We start from the raw sequence: 19548 nt of genomic DNA, 5'->3' as shown, positions 1-19548 counted from the left end.
TCGAGAATTACATGATCCGTTTCGAAGAAGTTAAAGCTGAAATTCAACAATCCCCAAAGGTTTGGTTGGTTACGGGGGTGGCCGGATTTATTGGCTCCAATTTATTGGAGACACTGCTGCAATTAGATCAGCGGGTTGTAGGTCTTGATAACTTTGCAACAGGGCATCAACGTAATCTCGATGAAGTGCAATCGGTAGTGAGTCCTGAGCAATGGGCGCGCTTCGTACTGGTAAACGGCGATATCAGAAATATTGACGATTGCAGGAGTGCAATGACTTTCCCTGCGTCCACGGATATTTCAGTGGACTACGTTTTGCATCAGGCAGCATTAGGCTCTGTTCCTCGCTCCATCAATGATCCTATTACAACCAACAGCACCAATATCGACGGCTTTCTGAATATGTTGGTTGCGGCGAAGGATGCGAAAGTAAAAAGCTTTACTTATGCAGCCTCCAGTTCTACCTACGGCGATCACCCCGGACTTCCCAAGGTTGAAGGTGTGATTGGCAAGCCTCTGTCCCCTTATGCGGTCACCAAGTATGTAAACGAATTGTATGCTGAGGTTTTTTCCAGTACATACGGTTTCAATACCATTGGGCTTCGCTATTTTAACGTCTTTGGCAAACGTCAGGATCCTAATGGCGCCTATGCAGCCGTGATTCCTAAGTGGACGGCGGCCATGATCAATAACGAAGAGGTTTTCGTAAATGGTGATGGTGAAACTAGTCGGGACTTTTGTTTCGTAGAGAACGCAGTTCAAGCCAATATACTGGCTGCCTGTGCCGGTCCGGAAGCAAAGAATAATGTTTACAACGTCGCCGTTGGTGACAGGACAACATTGAACCAGGTTTTTGCCTGTATCAAGGATGCTTTGGCTCGCGTTGATGTCAAGTCTACTTCGGATATGGTCTATCGGGATTTTCGCGCTGGTGACGTAAGGCACTCGCAGGCGAACATTGATAAAGCAAAGAATCTGTTGGGCTACAAGCCGCTTTTCAATGTTGGTGAAGGTATGTTGAAAGCGGCAGGTTGGTATGTCTCGTTCTTTGCAAGAAGTTAAGACCAGTGATTAAGGAAATCTGCGCAATCACTGTCCTTGCAAACAAACTTTGCATGTTTGCATTGTTGTTCAGTTTGGCGCGAATTTTAGGCGTCGAACTGTACGGGGTATTCTCTTACCATTACGCGATCGTAACAGGTATCGCGACGGTGGTAGGAGAGTGCCTGAGCGTGGCGTTGAGTCGTTATGCGGTCCTAAATGCCGAAAAAGTAAATTACAAGACTTCCTTGGGGCTCATGTCGTGGGGGGGCATCATTGTCGGAGCCCTCTGCGTTATCGTATTTTTAATTTTTCCGGCGCCTGCTTCTTCTTACGAAGTGAACTCTGGTTACTTGCTGATCGGAGCATTTTTTCTAGGTTTCGCTTGTGTTTGCAATTTGACTATAACCGGGCTGATGTTCTCCCTTAATACCTCAGGGAGGTGGGCTGCTGCGCTGGCGGTTCATGGTCTGCTTGGATTGCTGCTGGTAGTTTCCATTGCGAAGATTGGGGGGAGGATAGAGGGCGTAATTCTAACCCTCGCAATTTGTACGCTAATCGCCCCAGCATTTGGGTTTTTTACCATAAAGAAAAGTAAGTTCAGCCACGAGGGGAAGGAGGGAGGGAAGCCTTCTTCGCTTCAACAAATGATGGAGCTGCTTTCACGCTCAGGGGCTCCAACTATCGCCGGTAGTATGCTTCTCGGGGCGCCCGTTCATATTGTTTGCCTGATGATATTTGCCAACTCAAGTTTGAACGTGTCTGAGGTTGGCTATTTTAATCTATTTTTTCTTTTTTATATTTTGGTGACTGTTCTACCTAGCTCGCTTGCATCCTATGCCATAGTAAAGCTGGCAGGGCGCGGAAATAGCTCCAGCAATTTGTACTTGATGCTCGGGCTAGCAATTTCAGTTTGTTTGCCTGTGTTTTTAGTATTGTCACAGAGCTATTGGTTGTGTCTGCTTGGTAGTAATTTTTGCAGAAAATACGATCTTCTGATTTACGCAGTATTGGCGGGTGGCATAGGGCTTATGACTACAATTGTTACTCAAATACTGCATAGTAAAAACATGACCAGAGTTGTTTTTCTTGGCAGTTGTGTCTATGCGTTTGCTTATTTGTCACTCACGCTTGTCGCAGGGTTCAAAGGCGATATGTTGGCGGTAGATCTTTTCAGGTCTTTTGTGTTGGCGCTGGCAGTTCAAATTGCTGTGCTGGCGGTCCTGGGTGGCCGTAAGTTGGTTCTATGATAAGTATTCTTGGTATGAGCTATATTGGTACAGGATGCATGGCTGAAAATAATAATGGGGCCAGTATTGAGTCTGGTTTGCAGTTCAGTTGCTTTGCTTTTGTTGGTCAGGGTTAATGGTTATATTACTGGTTTCAACGTGCTTACTGATTTTGCTCACGCAATGCATTCTGTGTCTGATATCCAAAAAATATCTGGTCGCGCTATACTCCGTCTGTTATTCGGTGCCTTTCCTTGGCCTTGGCAGTTGCCTGTGGGATGACACCGTTACTCTTTGGCCCATTGGGGACTACGATTTTTATCTGGATGATTTGTTTGTATTCCGACTTTCGCTCGTCTGGTTCCTTGGTGTCGCCGGCGCTCTCATTGCCTATCTCCTTTCACTTTTTGTACCGCCCAGAAGTTTGTATCCGCACCGGGAATCTTTTTTTTCTCCGTTGGAATTTAAATTAGCAGGTGTGATTTTTTTTGCGCTGTCCGTTTTTTTTATTAGCTTCAGGCTTGTCAACGCGGACGCAATGCTTGAAGTGTTCGCGGGTATTGAGTCCGTGGTGGTTTTTTCCATTATTGCGATTATTGCTTTGGCGTTTTCCTATCCATCCCGATTGATGTTTTTGGTGTCTGTCACTCTAGTAGTCTCTTATTGTGTCGCCAACGCAATGACAGGGGATCGGGATTTTGTTGTACTGGTTGTCGCTGCCATTCTTGGGTTGATGTTTCGCTATAATCAGTTTATTAAGTTTAAAACAATATTGTTTGTTGCTGTATTCATGGTTTTTCTGCTTGTCAGTGGTGTTGTTGTTTCAATGAGTCGAATGGATGTGGACTTGACGTCGGATAATATTGCACAATATTTTTTGTTTAACTCTTGGAATGCGATAATTTTACCGCTAGTTCAGCAGTTAACCAATTTCTGGGATGGGGAGCACCTACGTTACGGTCAGACCTATCTCGACATGTTTCTTTCGCTAGCGCCATCGCCTTTCTATTCGGCTTTCGGAATGGAAAAACCCATCATGGTGGATAATCCGGCCCTCTGGTATTACATTACCGGACTCGGTGGGATTCACGTTGCTGGCGTGGCTTTTGAGAATTTCGGATTATTCGGTGTTTTTCTGAACGGATTCATCAGTGTTTGTTTCTTGCGATTGATCGACTCACGATGCCGCGAGGATGATTTTTTACGAATTTTCTTATATATGCTATGTGCCGCTTCGGTTATGCACTGGGTTTGGTACGGTGAAATATACTTGCTGAACTCATTGGTTTTTTATGTGATGGCATTAGGATTATTCCTCACTATGAAGCTCGTTCGGGTTTTGAAGTGAGCTTAAATACTTTTACTGGATTGAGAGAATAGGTATGTGCGGAATTGCGGGAGTTGTCGGGTGGAAGTTGAATCAGCAAAACGCCGTTGCCGTTGGCAAAATGGTGGATGCGCTGATGCATCGTGGTCCCGACGATGGAGCAGTTTGGTCAGATGCCGATAGTGGAGTTTCGCTGGGGCACCGACGGCTTTCGATCCTGGAACTTTCGGTACATGGAAGTCAGCCGATGATTTCCGATGACGAGCGCTTTATTATTGTTTTCAATGGTGAAATATATAACTTCAATGAGTTGCGCGAAAAGCTGATTGAGTCAGGTTTGACTCGTGTTTGGCGTGGGCACTCTGATACAGAAGTGTTGTTGGCTGCAATCGGTGCGTGGGGTGTACAAAAAACCCTTGAAAACCTGGTAGGCATGTTTGCCTTTGCTGTCTGGGATAAAGTTTCCAAAACGGTTACCTTGGCCCGAGACAGAATGGGGGAGAAACCACTCTATTACGGTATTGTGGGCGACCGTTTTGTCTTCTCCTCTGAATTGAAGGCAATCAAGGCAGCATTTGGCCGCGATCTGAGAATTGATCGTCATGCGTTAGCGAAGTTCGTAAGGTATGGCTATGTTCCGGCTCCGGAATCTATCTACGAAGGTATTAAAAAGTTGCAGCCGGCGCATTACTTGAGTGTTGGCTCATTTTTCAGTGCGCCAGAACCCGTTTCTTACTGGTCGCTACCGGCGGCTGGCGAATTAAGAGACGAACTGTCGCAGGCCAGCGATAAGGAAGTTGTAGACGTTGTCGGTGAAAGATTGTCTGCTGCTGTAAAGTCGCAGATGATCGCCGATGTTCCACTTGGGGCATTTTTGTCGGGCGGCGTCGATTCAAGCTTGATAGTTTCGTTGATGCAGTCGCAAAGCTCTACCAGCATCAACACTTACACGATCGGCTTTAATGAACCTGAATTTGATGAGGCACCTTACGCTAAAGCTATTGCTAAGCACCTGGGGACTAACCACACCGAATTTTATCTGGGCGCCGACGATGCTGTTTCTATAATTCCGCACCTGCCAGAAATATACGACGAGCCCTTTGCTGACTCCTCTCAAATCCCGACAATCCTGGTCTCCAGGATGACAAAGCAGCATGTATCCGTAGCCTTGTCCGGTGATGGCGGAGATGAGCTTTTTGCCGGATATCCCCGCTATCAGATCACAGCAGGACTATGGGCGCGCATAGAAAAACTGCCGTTGCCTGTACGCCAGGTCATGGCCTATTCACTTCGCTCGCTTTCGTCCAAAGGTTGGGACAACGTCTGTTCGGTTTTGCCTGGCAGCCTTCGAGCCAAAGTTAATGGTCGGCGTATCTACAGAATGTCCGAGTTGTTGGGCTCTGAAAATCTGGCGCAGATGTATACCGGTTTGATGTCGCAGTGGCAGTCAACCGACAATGTGGTCCTAGGTATCGATGCTCAACATCAAGGCGTTGCTTCCTGGGAGTCGGCAGTGGATTACGTCGAGGAAATGCGTCGCTGGGACGTCTCTCAGTATTTGCCTGATGATTTGCTGGTTAAAGTGGACCGTGGCGCGATGAGCGCAAGCCTGGAAACCCGCGCTCCATTGCTTGATCATCGAGTTGCAGAGCTCGCGTTTTCCCTGTCGTCAGACCAACTGATAAAGAACGGTGTGGGGAAATGGCCACTTCGCGAGCTTCTTAAGCGATACGTACCGACTTCATTCTTCGATAGGCCGAAGGCGGGCTTCTCTATTCCACTGGCGCAATGGTTGCGTGGGCCGCTGAAAGAGTGGGCGGAGGAGTTGTTAACGGAGGAGCGACTCAAGAGAGAGGGCTACTTCGATTGTCAGAAAGTTCGCTCGGCATGGCTCCAGCATCAGAATGGAACATACGATCGGAGTCTTCATTTGTGGAATATTCTAATGTTCCAATCCTGGCTCGATAAAAATAGCCACTAATTTAGATTGAGCAGGAGGTTCTCCATGAAGATAGTTTTCAACGCGCTCTCTGCCCGTCTTGGTGGAGGTCAGACATACCTGATTAATCTTTTTCAGTTCGTGCCTGACAATGCGGATCTTGAGATTCTGGTTTTTGCCCCAGCGTCACTCAAACTGCCGGATCACCCGAGGATCAACCGGGTCGAACCAGCCTGGCCCACTGAAAACCCGATTGTGAGAGCCGTGTGGGAGCGGTGGGTGCTGCCCGGTATTTTGAAGGCCGAGAAGGCTGACGTCCTGTTTTGTCCCGGTGGCGTAGTGGGCACCTCTGTACCAGCAGGTTGCAAGGTTGCGACGATGTTTCGGAACATGATTCCATTTGACTTGCGAGTACGCAAAAGCATTCCGCTTGGGTTGCAGCGTCTGAGAAACTGGTTGTTGAATCGTATTATGCTCAAGAGTATGCGCGATGCTGATTTGACGATATTCATTTCCAATTACGCGCGAAGTGTCATTGAATCACTAACCAGGATTAAAAATCCAGTTACGATTCCTCACGGAATTGGCTCGGTATTTCGGACTCACGGTGATGCTGCCGTTCCTAGACCGGATTTTTTGCCAGTGGGTGAATATGTTCTGTACGTGTCGAGATTTGATGTTTACAAACACCATTATGAAGTGGTTAGCGCTTATGCAAACTTGCCAACTGAACTTCGTGAAAAGTTTCCCTTGATTCTTGTTGGCGAAGTAAACCTGCCCGAAGCCGAGCGGGTAAAGTCTCTGATTGCAACGCTAGGCCTCGAAACGCAAGTGCTGTTGCTGGGGGCGATTCCCTATCAGAGTCTTCCTCCTCTTTATCATCACGCCTATCTGAATCTCTTTGCTTCATCGTGCGAGAACTGCCCTAATATTCTGCTCGAGGCTCTTGCTTCTGGCCAGCCGATGATATGTTCGAACGTAATGCCGATGCCGGAATTCGGAGCAGATGCAGCCCTGTATTTTTCTCCGTTTGATCCAAAAGATATAGGGCGCGTACTGTCTGAGGCGTTAACGAGTCCGGATCTTTTGAAGAAACTGTCCTTAGCGGCAGTGACGCAGAGCGATAAGTTTGACTGGGAACAAACCTCAAGAAAAACATGGTCAGAGTTGTTGGCGCTGGCCGCGTGCCCGAAAAAAGGTGTTTGATAAATGAAGGTTCTTGTGGTGTCGCAATATTTTTGGCCAGAATCTTTTATTATCAATGATTTGGTCAAAACTTTATCTGCTCAAGGCCACGTCGTAAAAGTTCTTACCGGAAAGCCCAATTACCCGGATGGCGTAGTCTTTAGCGGCTATAGTGCTTCCGGGGCCCAGGAAGAGAAGTTCGAGTCCACTGTCAGTGTTTTCCGTGCACCACTCAGACCTCGTGGTGCTTCGGGTGCAAAAAACCTCGTGTTGAATTATTTGTCATTTATCCTGAATGGCTTGAAGTACTACTCCCGTGCAGTAAAAGGGGAGGCTTATGATGCGATTTTTGTATTTGCGCCATCTCCAATTACATCGGTAATCCCGGCGATTTATTTGAAGTGGAAACTCAAGAATCATCTGGCTGTGTGGGTTCAGGATCTCTGGCCGGAGAGCTTGAGTGCGACCGGGTTCATCAAGAACAAAGCAATATTGCGCGCTGTGGGCTGGATGGTGAAAGGTATTTATGCCTTCGTCGATACGCTTCTTGTTCAGTCGAGGGCATTTCGAGAGCCGGTCGCCCGTTACGCCAATCCTGGCAAGGTTGTGTATTACCCCAACTCATATCAGGACGTACCGCCGAGTATCGAGGAGACCCGGATTCCCGCACCCTTGCTCGCGGAGCTAGACAATCATTTCTGTCTGGTTTTTGCTGGAAACCTGGGGACCGCCCAGTCGGTCGAAACCCTCGTTGAGGTAGCTGACAAGCTTCGCCATTTGTCGGAACTCAGGATTGTTTTGGTCGGAAGCGGCAGTATGTCGAGCTGGATCGAAACCCAGAAGAAATCCCGAGGTCTGGACAACCTTATCCTCGCCGGACGCTTTGCAGCCACTGAAATGCCGCATTTTTTCAGCCGTGCCGAGGGATTGTTGGTGACGTTGAAGCAGGATGAGGCGTTCTCCTATACCATCCCTAGTAAAGTTCAGGCTTACCTGGCGGCGGGGAGGCCGATTATCGCCGCGCTGGACGGGGAGGGCGCGCGCGTCATTCAAGAGGCGGGAGCCGGTCTGACCACTGCGGCGCAAGACGCCGAAGGTATGGCCAATTGCATTGAGCAGCTCTTTCGCATGACTTCGGATGAGCGGGAATCGTTGGGGCGGGCAGGTCGGGTGTACTACCTCGAGCATTTCGAAATGGAGCGGCAAAGTCAGCGTCTGGTCGAAATCCTCAGTAGCAGGATCAATGAATTAAAAGGTAGCTCAAAATGAAAGTTCTCGTGTTAGGGGTCACCGGAATGCTGGGTAGCACAGTGTTCAGGCAATTCCATGGAAACCCGCATTACGAGGTGTGGGGCACTTTGCGCAATCCCGGTGGCGCAAGATACTTTTCTGAGGACATGCACAGTTCGTTGATCAGCAATGTCGACGTGCTTGACCAGGATTCGCTGGTTTCGGTGCTGGCACGGGTCAAGCCGGACGTCGTCATCAACTGCGTCGGGCTGATCAAGCAATTGGCCGATGCCAAGGACCCCCTTTCCGCGCTCCCTATCAATGCCATGTTGCCGCATCGCATCGCCAAATTGTGCGCGTTGTCCGGTTCTCGCCTGATTCATATCAGCACCGATTGCGTGTTTTCTGGCCGTAAAGGCATGTACACCGAGGAGGATATCTCCGACGCAGAGGATCTCTACGGTAAGTCCAAGTACATCGGTGAGCTTCACACGGACCTGAATGCCATCACTCTGCGGACCTCGATCATTGGTCACGAACTGGGGAGCCAGTATTCGCTGGTGGACTGGTTCCTGTCCCAGAACGGGCCGGTCAAGGGTTATGAGAAGGCCATTTTTTCTGGGCTTCCTACCGTAGAATTGGCGCGTGTCATTCGCGACTACGTGATCCCGAATCCAGAGCTCAACGGCCTTTATCATGTGTCAGTGGCGCCGATTGACAAGCTGTCGCTTCTGAAACTGGTAGCGGAAGTTTACGAAAAGAAAATCGATATCATCGCCGATAGTCAAGTTTCCATAGATCGCTCACTGGACTCCTCGAAGTTTCAGGCTGCAACCGGTTACGTTCCACCTACATGGTTGGAATTGGTTAAATCGATGCGCGCGTTGCGTTGATCATTAAATTCAATCAGGTTTGGGAAGGTCTTTATGTTCGATAATAAAGTTTTGATGATCACGGGCGGCACGGGCTCGTTTGGCCATACGGTGTTGAAGCGTTTCCTGGATACCGATGTAAAGGAAATTCGCGTATTCAGCCGTGACGAGAAAAAACAGGAAGATATGCGCATTGCCTTGTCGAATGACAAAGTGAAGTTCTATATCGGTGACGTCCGTGATCGCGATAGCCTTGATCAGGCTATGGTGGGGGTGGATTACATTTTCCACGCCGCAGCCCTGAAGCAGGTGCCTTCCTGCGAGTTCTACCCGATGGAAGCCGTGCGTACCAATGTCATGGGTACCGAAAACGTGTTGAATGCGGCCATTGCTTCGGGAGTGCAGCGCGTTGTCGTGCTCAGCACCGACAAGGCTGTTTATCCGATCAATGCGATGGGTATTTCCAAAGCCATGGCTGAGAAGCTGATGGTTGCCAAGTCGCGGATGATTCCGGCGACAGGTCCGGTGATTTGCGCAACGCGCTACGGTAACGTCATGGCATCCCGTGGTTCGGTGATCCCGTTGTTCATCAATCAACTGCAGAGCGGTGAGCCGCTGACCGTCACCGACCCGAACATGACACGCTTCCTGATGTCGCTCGAGGATTCTGTTGACCTGGTTCTGCACGCGTTCGAGCATGCCGAGCAAGGTGATATTTTCGTCCAGAAAGCACCTGCCTCGACAGTGGCGGACCTGGCGCAAGCGCTCAAGGAACTGTTCGCTCGTGACAATGCCATCAAGGTCATTGGTACCCGTCACGGCGAAAAACTCTACGAGTCGCTGATCTCCCGTGAAGAAATGGCCAAAGCCGAAGACATGGGGCGCTACTACCGTATTCCTTCGGACAATCGCGACCTTAACTACAAGAAGTTTTTTGTTGAGGGCGAACAGGAGATTTCCGATCTCGACGACTACACCTCACACAACACCGAGCGCCTCGATGTAGAAGGCGTAAAGAAAGTTCTGTTGAATCTGGAATACATTCAGGAGCAACTTGATGCTTAAGGTCATGACGCTGGTTGGTACGCGACCAGAACTTATCAAGATGAGCCGTGTTATTGCCGAGCTTGATAAGCAGGTTAATCATGTACTGGTTCACTCGGGTCAAAACTACGACTTCGAATTGAATCAGGTTTTTTTCGATGATCTTGAAATTCGTAAGCCTGATTACTTCCTGGGTGCTGCCGGCGATACCGCTGCCAAGAGCATTGCCGAAGTAATTTCCAAGGCGGATGAAGTATTTGAAGCCGAAAAGCCTGATGCGCTTCTGCTCTACGGCGATACCAATACCTGTCTGGCCGTGATCGCCGCCAAGCGCCGCAAGATTCCGGTATTCCACATGGAAGCCGGCAACCGCTGTTTTGATCAGCGCGTCCCTGAAGAGCTGAATCGCAAGGTGCTCGATCACCTCAGCGATATCAACATGGTCCTGACCGAGCATGCCCGGCGTTACCTGATCGCTGAAGGGATTCGTCCTGAAACCATCATCAAGACCGGTTCGCACATGGAGGAGGTACTCGACTATTACATGCCGAAAATCCTCACTTCCGACGTGCTGGCGCGAGAAGGCCTGGAGCAGGACAAGTTCTTCATCGTCAGCGCTCACCGTGAGGAAAACGTCGATACGCCGGAGAATCTTCGCGACTTGCTCAAAACACTGCGAGCCCTGGCCGACAAGTACCAATACCCCATCATCGTTTCCACGCATCCTCGTACCCGCAAGCGTCTGGAAGCGATCGGTGAATCGCTGGACCACCCTCTGATTCGTTTCTCGAAGCCATTCGGTCTGCTCGATTACATCAAGTTGCAGATGTCGGCGTTCTGCGTGCTGTCCGATAGCGGCACCATCACCGAGGAAGCCTCACTTCTGAACTTGCCTGCCATTACCATTCGTAATGCGCACGAGCGTCCAGAAGGGATGGATGAAGGCACCCTCATCATGAGTGGCCTCAAAGTGGAGGGCGTTCTGGATGCCGTACGTGTGGTAACCAGCCAGCATGATCGTACCCAACGCGTTATCCCGGTCGTGAGGGACTACCAGGCAGGTCCTGTGTCGAAGCAGGTAGTTCGGGTCGTTTTGAGTTACACCGACTACATCAATCGTACTGTCTGGTCGAAATCCTGAGCGTCGTCGAGGTTTGAAAAATGCGTGTTTTATTGACGGGTGCTACGGGTTTCGTTGGTCGTGCGGTATTGGAGCGTTTGGCGGCCTCTGACGATCTGGAACCAGTGGCAGCCATTCGTGGGCACGCCCTGCCTGACTGTCCTTCGCGCGTTACTACTGTTCGAACCGCAGGGCTCAGTGCGGATACCGATTGGTCGCAGGCGCTGGATCAAGTGGAGGTTGTCATTCATGGCGCGGCTCGCGTTCACGTCATGAATGACACCGAATCAGATCCGCTGGAGGCGTTTCGCAAGGTGAATGTCGAAGGCACGCTAAGCCTCGCTCGGCAAGCAGCCTCTTTGGGTGTTCGTCGCTTCGTGTTCATCAGTTCGATCAAGGTGAATGGCGAAGGCACGCCGCTCAATCAGCCTTACTTCGCCGACGCGACACCCGCGCCTGGCGATCCGTACGGCATTTCGAAAATGGAAGCCGAGCAGGGGCTGCGGGACATTGCGAGCGTCACCGGGATGGAAGTAGTGATCATCCGTCCGGTGCTGGTTTACGGTCCGGGTGTTAGAGCCAACTTTCTGAACATGATGCGTTGGCTGGACAAGGGCATTCCCTTGCCATTCGGGGCTATCCATAATCGGCGCAGCCTGGTCGCGCTCGAAAATCTTTCTGATTTGATCGTGACCTGCATCCGTCATCCGGCCGCCGCCAATCAGACCTTCCTCGTTAGCGACGGGGAAGATTTGTCCACGACACAATTGTTGACGCGGATGGCACGGGCGCTGGGTAAACCTGCACGCTTGTTGCCTGTGCCGAGCGTGTTGCTTGAGCGGGGCGCGCAGCTTCTGGGCAAGCAGGCGTTGTCGCAACGACTGTGTGGTTCGTTGCAAGTCGATATAAGCAAAACTCGAGAAATGCTGGGCTGGGCTCCACCGGTCAGCGTTGATGAGGCGCTTGTGTCGGCTGCCAACTACTACAAGGAAAGGCAGCGCTAAGCTGGCTTATGACCGGGTTGGTTCAATTGCAGAATTGATTTTGGCTGTTTCAGGAAGTTGACCTTTGAACACAATTTGGTTGTTGGCGTTGGTAGTGGGTGTTTCATTCTTGGGCACTGGTGCATTGCGCAAATACGCGTTGGCACGCAGCTTGATAGATGTTCCTAATGCGCGTAGTTCACATACGGTCCCGACCCCCCGGGGTGGTGGTGTGGCTATCGTCCTGAGCTTTCTGATTGCTCTGCCTGTCCTGGTCTGGACAGATGCCCTCGCCTGGCCGATGGCGCTGGCTCTGCTGGGGGCCGGCGCCTGGATTGCTATCGTTGGTTTTCTCGACGACCATGGGCATATTGCCGCGCGTTGGCGCCTGCTTGCGCATTTCGCTGGTGCCATCTGGGCATTGTTCTGGATTGGAGGGATGGCGCCGATCAATCTGTTCGGCCACGAGTTCAGTCTCGGCTGGTTCGGTTATGTCATCGCAGCGTTCTATCTGGTCTGGATGCTCAATCTCTACAACTTCATGGATGGTATTGATGGTTTGGCCAGCGTCGAGGCTATTTGCGCCTGTGTCGGTGCTTGCCTGGTCTACTGGGTCGCAGGCCACAGCAACCTCGCCATTGCTCCGCTTGTACTGGCCATGGCTGTCTTGGGTTTCCTGGTCTGGAACTTTCCGCCGGCGAAGATCTTCATGGGCGATGCCGGCAGTGGTTTTCTGGGCATCATGTTGGCGGTGATGTCGCTCTATGCGGCATGGACGAACCCACTGTTCCTCTGGGCCTGGCTCATTTTGTTGGGCGTCTTTATTGTTGATGCCACCTTTACCCTCATTCGGCGGCTGTTGCGAGGGGATAAGGTCTATGAGGCCCATCGCAGCCATGGATACCAGTATGCTTCACGAAAATATGGCAGTCATAGGACGGTCACGCTGGCAATAACGGCGATCAATTTGTTGTGGTTAGTGCCAGTGGCTATATTGGTCGTAATGCAGTATCTCGACGGCGTGGCGGGATTGGTCCTGGCCTATGTGCCTCTGGTGTTGCTGGCTTTCAAGTTTCACGCAGGCGAGTTGGAAATCGCTGGCAAGGCGTGATGGACGCATTGGTTTCTGAGTATTGCTTTGTCGGTAAGTGAGTTACCTAAAGCTGTAGTTGCTGTATCAATGCTAGGAGCTTCGAGAGGTGTTTAGAGGGGTTATGGATAAGATTCGGGCAAAGTTGTTAAGTCTGCCAAGGCGACATAAACGCATTCTGCAGGTTCTGACTGATATTTCGTTGGTCTGGTTTGCCCTGTGGATGGCGTTTGTCGTGCGTCTTGGGTTGGACGAATTGGTCAACCCGTTCACTCAGCACGTCTGGCTTTTTGTCAGTGCACCTGTCATCGCCATTCCTCTTTTCATCCGCTTTGGCATGTACCGTGCCGTCATGCGCTACTTTGGAAATGACGCGCTTATTGCCATTATCAAGGCGGTGACACTGTCATCCTTGATACTTGGGGTTGTGGTGTATTGGTACAGCAACCATCAAAACGTCGTTCCTCGCTCGATCATTTTCAACTATTGGTGGTTGAGTCTGATCATGATCGGCGGGCTGCGCCTGGCCATGCGTCAGTACTTTATGGGCGACTGGTTCAGCGCTGCCCAGCACGTGCCCTTCACCAGCCGGGATGACGGCTTGCCGAAAGTGGCTATCTACGGCGCAGGGGCGGCGGGTAATCAACTCGTTGCTGCATTGCGGATGGGACGCGTCATGCGGCCTGTTGCTTTTATCGATGACGATAGCGGAATCGCCGACAGGGTGATCTCCGGGTTGCAGGTGTACAAGCCCAAACATATCCAGCAGATGATCGACAACACTGGCGCTCAGGAAATCCTCCTCGCTATACCTTCGTCCAACCGTGGGCGTCGTCGCGAGATTCTCGGGTTTCTCGAAGGCTTTCCGTTACACGTTCGAAGCGTCCCGGGTTTCATGGACCTGGCCAGCGGCCGGGTCAAGGTTGATGATATCCAGGAAGTAGATATCGCCGACCTGCTCGGGCGTGACGCAGTCCCGGCCCAGGCTGATTTGCTCGAACATTGCATCACTAGGCAGTCTGTGTTGGTCACGGGCGCCGGGGGATCCATTGGCTCCGAGCTTTGCCGGCAAATTCTGGCGCTGCGCCCGACGACGCTTTTACTGTTCGAACACAGTGAGTTCAATCTTTACTCCATCTTGTCCGAACTGGAACAGCGGGTCGCTCGAGAGTCACTGTCCATCCGTCTTTTGCCGATTCTTGGGTCGGTTCGTAACCCGGAGAAGTTGCTGGATGTCATGAAAACCTGGCGAGTAGACACGGTGTATCACGCCGCGGCCTACAAGCATGTCCCCATGGTCGAACACAACATTGCCGAAGGCGTGCTCAATAATGTGATAGGCACGCTTAATACGGCCCAGGCCGCGCTCCAGGCAGGAGTGGCCAACTTCGTCCTGATTTCCACCGACAAGGCCGTGCGACCTACCAATGTCATGGGCAGTACCAAGCGCCTTGCCGAGTTGACACTGCAAGCGCTGAGTCGTGAGTTGGCTCCGGTATTGTTCGGTGATACGAGCAATGTCTCGCGTGTGAACAAAACGCGCTTCACAATGGTTCGGTTTGGTAACGTCCTGGGATCGTCGGGGTCGGTCATTCCGTTGTTTCACAAGCAGATCAAGTCAGGTGGTCCGCTGACGGTCACGCATCCGAAGATCACTCGATACTTCATGACCATCCCTGAAGCGGCGCAGCTGGTGATTCAGGCGGGTTCCATGGGGCAGGGGGGGGATGTTTTTGTCCTGGACATGGGCGAGCCCGTGAGGATCGTCGAACTGGCCGAGAAGATGATCCATTTGTCCGGCCTGAGCGTTCGTTCGGAAAAAAACCTGCATGGTGACATCGCTATCGAGTTCACCGGGCTGCGTCCGGGCGAAAAGCTTTACGAAGAGCTACTGATCGGTGACAACGTGGCAGCCACACAGCATCCGATGATCATGACGGCCAACGAGGATCACCTGCCCTGGGATTTGCTGAAGGGCAAGTTGACCGAGTTGCTCGCCGCGGTGGATCAGGACGACTATACGCGCGTCCGCCAGTTGTTGCGCGACACTGTCAGCGGCTACACCCCGGACGGTGAGATTGTCGACTGGATCTACCAGCAACGCCGCCTTGAGCCCTGATTGTTTCATATGCAGTAACGTACACATTTTTGACAGCCCCATGGCATAGCCTACGTTTGGAAAGCAGCTTCGGAAAAGCTGCTTTCTCAAACGACGGCATGGAGCTTCACTTATGCGTACAAGTAGTTTCCACTCTTTGGTTTTCGCCCTTCTCACCAGCGCCTCTCTTACGGCAATCGCCGCGCCTGTCAAGGCACCTGAGGTGACAAATGCGCCTCTGGTGCAGGATGTGGCCGTCAAGGCGCCATCCGGCAAAGTCGATCTCAATAGTGCTGATGTACCTACGCTGCAACGTGAGCTGGCTGGAGTGGGCGAGGCCAAAGCGAAAGCAATTGTTGCTTATCGTGAAAGTAATGGCGCGTTTGCGTCAGTTGACGAATTGCTGGAAGTGAAGGGTATCGGCAAAGCGCTTCTGGATAGAAACCGCGACAGGATCGAGGTGAACTAAGGGTGTGATTGAACGAAAAAGGCCGATCATTGATCGGCCTTTTTCTGTAGCGAGACTTATGCCTGGTGGGACAGTCGTCGGTACTTGTACAGTTCGATGTTGTCGGTCACCCGAGTTCAGCCAAAATACAGGTCGGCATCATTCAGCAAGGTGGTCTGCCCAAGTAGCGTGATGTTGCCACCGTGAGCACCATCTCCGGCTGTGTCGAAAGTCACAACCAGCCCATTGTCTTGCAGCGTTTGCGTCACTGCCTTGGTAGTCGTCCAGCCATAGGTATACAGGGTGTCCTCACCTTGTTTGAAATCCTGGATGCTGTCCGAGCCTGAGCCCGCGTTGAATACGAAAACGTCTCGCCCTTTTCCGCCAATCAACAGGTCGTTACCAGTGCCTCCGACGATGAAGTCGCTGCCGTTTCCTCCAGCCAACACGTCGTTACCATCTTGACCGTACAGCGAGCAGTTTGCATCCGAGTGAGACTGGATGACGTCATTGCCGCTGTTTACTCCGTTGGCGCTGCCAGCCAGTTCTGCGCCCCGCGTGCCGAGGTAGAGGATTTTGTCTGCCGCAGTGCCACCGTAGATTTTATCGGCGTACCCGGAACCAGGATTGCCTGCGACAGCAGTTGTGTTGAAGCCTTTGAGCGGGTCGGCGTTGAAAATAAAAGTAGCGTCGTTGGTGGTGAGCAGCGTCGTACGGCCTTCGATCAACATTCCGCCATCCAAACGTGCATCGCCATCGGTGTCATAGCGAAGATAGACGCCGTCCGAGGTCAGCTTCTGGTCAATCCTGAAATTGAACTCTTTTTCCGAAATTTGCGTACGGCCTGCACCGCCGGTCCCGCTAACGCCGAGGAAAACAAGTTGATCGGCAGCTACACCGAAACTGTCGATGGTGTCGTTAAAACCTTCGCCCTTCGAAAACGCATACTGGTCTGCACCTCCTCCGCCAGACATGTAGTCATCACCTGTACCACCGACCAGGAGATCTGAACGCTGCCCGCCAATCAGGACATCATTGCCCTCATTACCGTACAGTTGACCGCCGGAAAGACGTAGCGCGAGCGTGTCATTGCCCGCTCCACCGGCCAGCGTGGCAAAAACCGGGCTGATTGAACTGCCATCATATGAGATGAAGTCCGTGCCCGAAGTTCCGGTGATCGTGGCTCTCCCGTTGTTAGTGATGGCGTCGCTATCTGTAAGGTGCGTGAGGGTTAGATCGCTAATAGCGCTGTCTACCGTATAGTCAAAAACTCCACTAAGCGAATTGGAAATGCTGTCCAGTAAGGTATCACTCAGACTGTCATTACTGGTATAGAGCTTATGCTCCGAAGTAATCATTTGGGCCGCATAGAGATTGGCCAGGCGCAAGGCATCTGCGCCTGTTTCTATCCATCCGGTTTCATTTGCATTGTTAGGGATAAAACTTTCAACATCGTCTGCGTTCATCATGTCCATGACACCGACGCGTTCACCCGTGCGAACATCGGTGTAATAGACGTTATAGTCCGCGTCCTGAATTTCCCACTTGTTGGTTGTGGTATTGAAAATTTCCAGGTACGTATGTCCCTGAAAGAAACCCTGGGAGTCTGAATACGTCCAGATGCTGCGTTTTTGCAGGCCTAGCTCTGCGCAGAGGCCGCTGAACACGTTAACCATGTTGCCGCACAGTAGTTCTGCGCGTTCGGCGGTAGGGTCGCCTGTGACGGTTTTATAAATTTGCTCGGCGGTATAGAAGGGGTCATTGCCGTGGGTAGCCCACCAGGTACCATCCGAGTGAGTTGTATTGGTGGCCAATAGTTCGCGGGCGACGTCTTGAAGCAACATGCCGGTTGCAGCCGCTTCTTCCCGGACGATATCGGCGAGTAAAGAAAAATAATTGATCAAAAGTGACTCCGTACTGATTGGGTGGCCGCTCCCGATATCCGAATCGTTCTGCAAACGGCGTTGCTGGCCAAAATTTCACATATGTTACAGTCCTTTGGTCGGTGTGTTAAAGAATCATTATCAACTATAGCGGAATTACCAATCCTCAGTGAGTTACGACCAGCACTGCTCGTCGGTTGCCTTGCAAAGCCAGGGTACTGGCGATTTCATGCTGCAAACGGTGCTCAGGTGGTACACTCGCGCGCCCCGCAATACCCGATCAATACACCAGGTTGTCAGTCCCGAGATGATACGCAGTACACCCGAAAACAGCTTGCAAGTAGCCCTGAGGGCCTGCAGGAACAGTTTCATGTCGGTGGGTTTTTTTAGTCTGTTCATCAACGCGCTGATGTTGGTCCCGACCTTCTACATGCTTCAGGTCTATGGGCGGGTAGTCACGGGCGGTAGCCTGACGACGCTGGCCATGTTGACCATTATCCTGACCTTCCTGCTCGTGACGATGGGCCTGCTGGAGTGGGTACGCTCGCGGATCATGGTTCGTGTCAGCACCAGGCTCGACGTGTTGCTTGGCTGCGATGTCTACAGGGCCAGTTTCAAACGGGCCTTGGACAGCGGTGGCATGGATGCGTCGGCCCAGTCGCTCAGCGACCTGACCGGGCTGCGCCAGTTCATGTCCGGAAACGGTCTGTTCGCGTTTTTTGACGCGCCATGGCTGCCGATTTATGTGGCGGTGCTGTTCCTGTTTCACCCCTGGTACGGCTGGACGGCAATCGGTTGTGCGGTGATCTTGCTGGCGCTGGCCAGTATCAATGAGCTATCCACGGGCAAAATTCTGGCTGAGGCCAACAAGCAGAGCATTGGTGCAACACTGCATACCACCAAGAATTTGCGCAATGCCGAAGTGATCGAGTCCATGGGCATGCTTGACTCCCTCATGTCACGCTGGAGTCTGCGTCAAAAGAATGTGCTGCTGTTGCAGTCCCGAGCCAGCGATCGCAGCGGGATCATCACATCGATATCAAAGACTTTCCGTTTGCTCGTTCAATCACTGATTCTTGGCCTTGGCGCTTATCTGGCGGTCAGCCATGAGATTAGCCCCGGGCTGGTGATCGCAGGTTCCGTGCTGTTGGGTCGAGCGTTGGCGCCTCTGGACTTGATGATCGGCAGTTGGAAAGGATTCATCGCTGCCCGTTCACAATATGCGCGTCTGAACAGCGTTCTCGACCAACAAAGTGCCGAGCCTGAGCGGATGCAATTGCCCGCCCCAATCGGCCATGTGACGGTAGAGAACCTCACGCTGGGTGCTCCGGGATCAAGGACCCCGATCATCAAAGGCATCGGTTTCAACGCGCCGGCAGGCGCGATGATCGGTGTTGTCGGCCCAAGCGCCTCGGGCAAGTCGACGCTTGGCAAGGCCTTGATGGGTGTGTGGAAGCCACAGCATGGGGTCGTTCGTCTGGATACCGCCGATATTGCCAATTGGGACAAAAGCCAATTGGGATCGCACCTCGGGTATTTGCCGCAAGACATTGAATTGTTCGAAGGCACTATCAGCGACAACATCGCGCGTTTTGGTGTCGTTGATCCGGACAAAGTGGTGCTGGCAGCCAGGACCGCCAGTGTCCACGAAATGATTCTGATGCTACCCAATGGCTACGATACGGTCATTGGCGAGGGGGGCATCAATCTGTCGGGTGGGCAACGTCAGCGTATCGGGCTGGCCCGGGCACTATATGGCAGCCCGCGGCTTATCGTTCTGGATGAGCCGAATGCTCACCTGGACGAGATCGGCGAACGTGCGCTGGCGTTGGCGCTGCAACAGTTGAAACTCACGGGGGCGACGGTCTTCGTCATCGCCCACCGGACCTCGATCCTGGCCCAACTCGACCGCTTGCTGGTGATGAAGGCCGGCACCATCAGCCTGTATGGCCCGCGGGATCAGGTCCTCGCGCAACTCAATGCGCCACAATTGGCCGCCCAGCAAAAGCCGGCTGCCCGAGCCGGCACAGACGTCGCGTCGGCCGACGTTTGACAGGAAA

Annotated in this window: 15 protein-coding genes; 14 read left to right on the top strand and 1 reads right to left on the bottom strand. The window is 52.0% G+C overall.

The genetic code is table 11. The features are described 5' to 3' along the window. The first annotated feature begins 11 nt into the window (after positions 1–11). The 13 genes from AC3IP0_RS20780 (at position 12) to AC3IP0_RS20720 (ending at position 15626) form a co-directional block, all read left to right on the top strand. Complete coding sequence (locus tag AC3IP0_RS20780; protein ID WP_489325774.1) at positions 12–1061, top strand: NAD-dependent epimerase/dehydratase family protein; 1050 nt, start codon at positions 12–14, stop codon at positions 1059–1061. A gap of 5 nt (positions 1062–1066) precedes the next feature. Then, the gene (locus AC3IP0_RS20775; protein WP_489325772.1) at positions 1067–2290 is read left to right on the top strand and encodes an oligosaccharide flippase family protein; all 1224 of its coding nucleotides are present in this window, start codon (positions 1067–1069) and stop codon (positions 2288–2290) included. A 115-nt stretch (positions 2291–2405) separates the two neighbouring features. Next, positions 2406–3617: a hypothetical protein gene (locus AC3IP0_RS20770; protein ID WP_489325770.1), complete on the top strand. Its 1212-nt coding sequence runs from the start codon at positions 2406–2408 to the stop codon at positions 3615–3617. 34 nt (positions 3618–3651) lie between these two features. Next, positions 3652–5577 (top strand): asparagine synthase (glutamine-hydrolyzing), encoded by a 1926-nt coding sequence (gene asnB / locus AC3IP0_RS20765; RefSeq protein ID WP_489325768.1) that lies wholly within the window; start codon positions 3652–3654, stop codon positions 5575–5577. Positions 5578–5601: 24 nt separating this feature from the next. Next, positions 5602–6741: a glycosyltransferase family 4 protein gene (locus tag AC3IP0_RS20760; protein ID WP_489325766.1), complete on the top strand. Its 1140-nt coding sequence runs from the start codon at positions 5602–5604 to the stop codon at positions 6739–6741. Positions 6742–6744: 3 nt separating this feature from the next. Then, the gene (locus tag AC3IP0_RS20755) at positions 6745–7989 is read left to right on the top strand and encodes a glycosyltransferase family 4 protein (protein WP_489325764.1); all 1245 of its coding nucleotides are present in this window, start codon (positions 6745–6747) and stop codon (positions 7987–7989) included. Continuing rightward, a complete protein-coding gene (locus tag AC3IP0_RS20750; protein ID WP_489316825.1) occupies positions 7986–8843 on the top strand; it encodes a dTDP-4-dehydrorhamnose reductase family protein in 858 nt (285 codons plus the stop codon). The genes AC3IP0_RS20755 and AC3IP0_RS20750 overlap by 4 nt, the downstream gene beginning before the upstream one ends. Before the next feature lie 33 nt (positions 8844–8876). Beyond that, complete coding sequence (locus tag AC3IP0_RS20745) at positions 8877–9887, top strand: polysaccharide biosynthesis protein (RefSeq protein ID WP_489316824.1); 1011 nt, start codon at positions 8877–8879, stop codon at positions 9885–9887. Further along, on the top strand, positions 9880–11007 hold the full coding sequence (gene wecB / locus AC3IP0_RS20740; RefSeq protein ID WP_489316823.1) for a non-hydrolyzing UDP-N-acetylglucosamine 2-epimerase: 1128 nt from the start codon (positions 9880–9882) through the stop codon (positions 11005–11007). Before AC3IP0_RS20745 ends, wecB begins: the two co-directional genes overlap by 8 nt. Before the next feature lie 20 nt (positions 11008–11027). Continuing rightward, the gene (locus AC3IP0_RS20735) at positions 11028–11990 is read left to right on the top strand and encodes a UDP-glucose 4-epimerase family protein (RefSeq protein ID WP_489325762.1); all 963 of its coding nucleotides are present in this window, start codon (positions 11028–11030) and stop codon (positions 11988–11990) included. A 64-nt stretch (positions 11991–12054) separates the two neighbouring features. Continuing rightward, entirely contained in the window at positions 12055–13080 is a 1026-nt protein-coding gene (locus tag AC3IP0_RS20730) for an MraY family glycosyltransferase (protein WP_489325761.1), read from the top strand. A gap of 103 nt (positions 13081–13183) precedes the next feature. Next, a complete protein-coding gene (locus AC3IP0_RS20725) occupies positions 13184–15178 on the top strand; it encodes a polysaccharide biosynthesis protein (protein WP_489325760.1) in 1995 nt (664 codons plus the stop codon). Positions 15179–15290: 112 nt separating this feature from the next. Continuing rightward, positions 15291–15626 carry a ComEA family DNA-binding protein gene (locus AC3IP0_RS20720; RefSeq protein ID WP_489325759.1) on the top strand — a complete coding sequence of 112 codons (336 nt, stop codon included), beginning with the start codon at positions 15291–15293 and terminating at the stop codon, positions 15624–15626. A gap of 116 nt (positions 15627–15742) precedes the next feature. Here AC3IP0_RS20720 and AC3IP0_RS20715 read toward each other — a convergent pair whose 3' ends face one another. After that, positions 15743–17509 carry a calcium-binding protein gene (locus AC3IP0_RS20715; RefSeq protein ID WP_489325758.1) on the bottom strand — a complete coding sequence of 589 codons (1767 nt, stop codon included), beginning with the start codon at positions 17507–17509 and terminating at the stop codon, positions 15743–15745. 289 nt (positions 17510–17798) lie between these two features. Here AC3IP0_RS20715 and AC3IP0_RS20710 point away from each other — a divergent pair, with 289 nt between their 5' ends. Beyond that, complete coding sequence (locus AC3IP0_RS20710) at positions 17799–19541, top strand: type I secretion system permease/ATPase (RefSeq protein WP_489327822.1); 1743 nt, start codon at positions 17799–17801, stop codon at positions 19539–19541. Positions 19542–19548 lie beyond the last annotated feature (7 nt).

The sequence above is a fragment of the Pseudomonas sp. GL_103 genome, assembly GCF_057835175.1.
The sequence above is the reverse complement of the archived record's forward strand: the minus strand, read 5'-3'. Positions and strand labels throughout refer to the sequence as shown.

What these genes read in the sequence shown, in the direction of transcription:
- AC3IP0_RS20760 (WP_489325766.1), top strand. Translation starts at nt 5,602, where the DNA reads ATGAAGATAGTTTTCAACGCGCTCTCTGCCCGTCTTGGTGGAGGTCAG.
- AC3IP0_RS20735 (WP_489325762.1), top strand. Translation starts at nt 11,028, where the DNA reads ATGCGTGTTTTATTGACGGGTGCTACGGGTTTCGTTGGTCGTGCGGTA.
- AC3IP0_RS20755 (WP_489325764.1), top strand. Translation starts at nt 6,745, where the DNA reads ATGAAGGTTCTTGTGGTGTCGCAATATTTTTGGCCAGAATCTTTTATT.
- AC3IP0_RS20780 (WP_489325774.1), top strand. Translation starts at nt 12, where the DNA reads ATGATCCGTTTCGAAGAAGTTAAAGCTGAAATTCAACAATCCCCAAAG.
- AC3IP0_RS20745 (WP_489316824.1), top strand. Translation starts at nt 8,877, where the DNA reads ATGTTCGATAATAAAGTTTTGATGATCACGGGCGGCACGGGCTCGTTT.
- AC3IP0_RS20725 (WP_489325760.1), top strand. Translation starts at nt 13,184, where the DNA reads ATGGATAAGATTCGGGCAAAGTTGTTAAGTCTGCCAAGGCGACATAAA.
- AC3IP0_RS20750 (WP_489316825.1), top strand. Translation starts at nt 7,986, where the DNA reads ATGAAAGTTCTCGTGTTAGGGGTCACCGGAATGCTGGGTAGCACAGTG.
- asnB (WP_489325768.1), top strand. Translation starts at nt 3,652, where the DNA reads ATGTGCGGAATTGCGGGAGTTGTCGGGTGGAAGTTGAATCAGCAAAAC.
- wecB (WP_489316823.1), top strand. Translation starts at nt 9,880, where the DNA reads ATGCTTAAGGTCATGACGCTGGTTGGTACGCGACCAGAACTTATCAAG.
- AC3IP0_RS20770 (WP_489325770.1), top strand. Translation starts at nt 2,406, where the DNA reads ATGGTTATATTACTGGTTTCAACGTGCTTACTGATTTTGCTCACGCAA.
- AC3IP0_RS20720 (WP_489325759.1), top strand. Translation starts at nt 15,291, where the DNA reads ATGCGTACAAGTAGTTTCCACTCTTTGGTTTTCGCCCTTCTCACCAGC.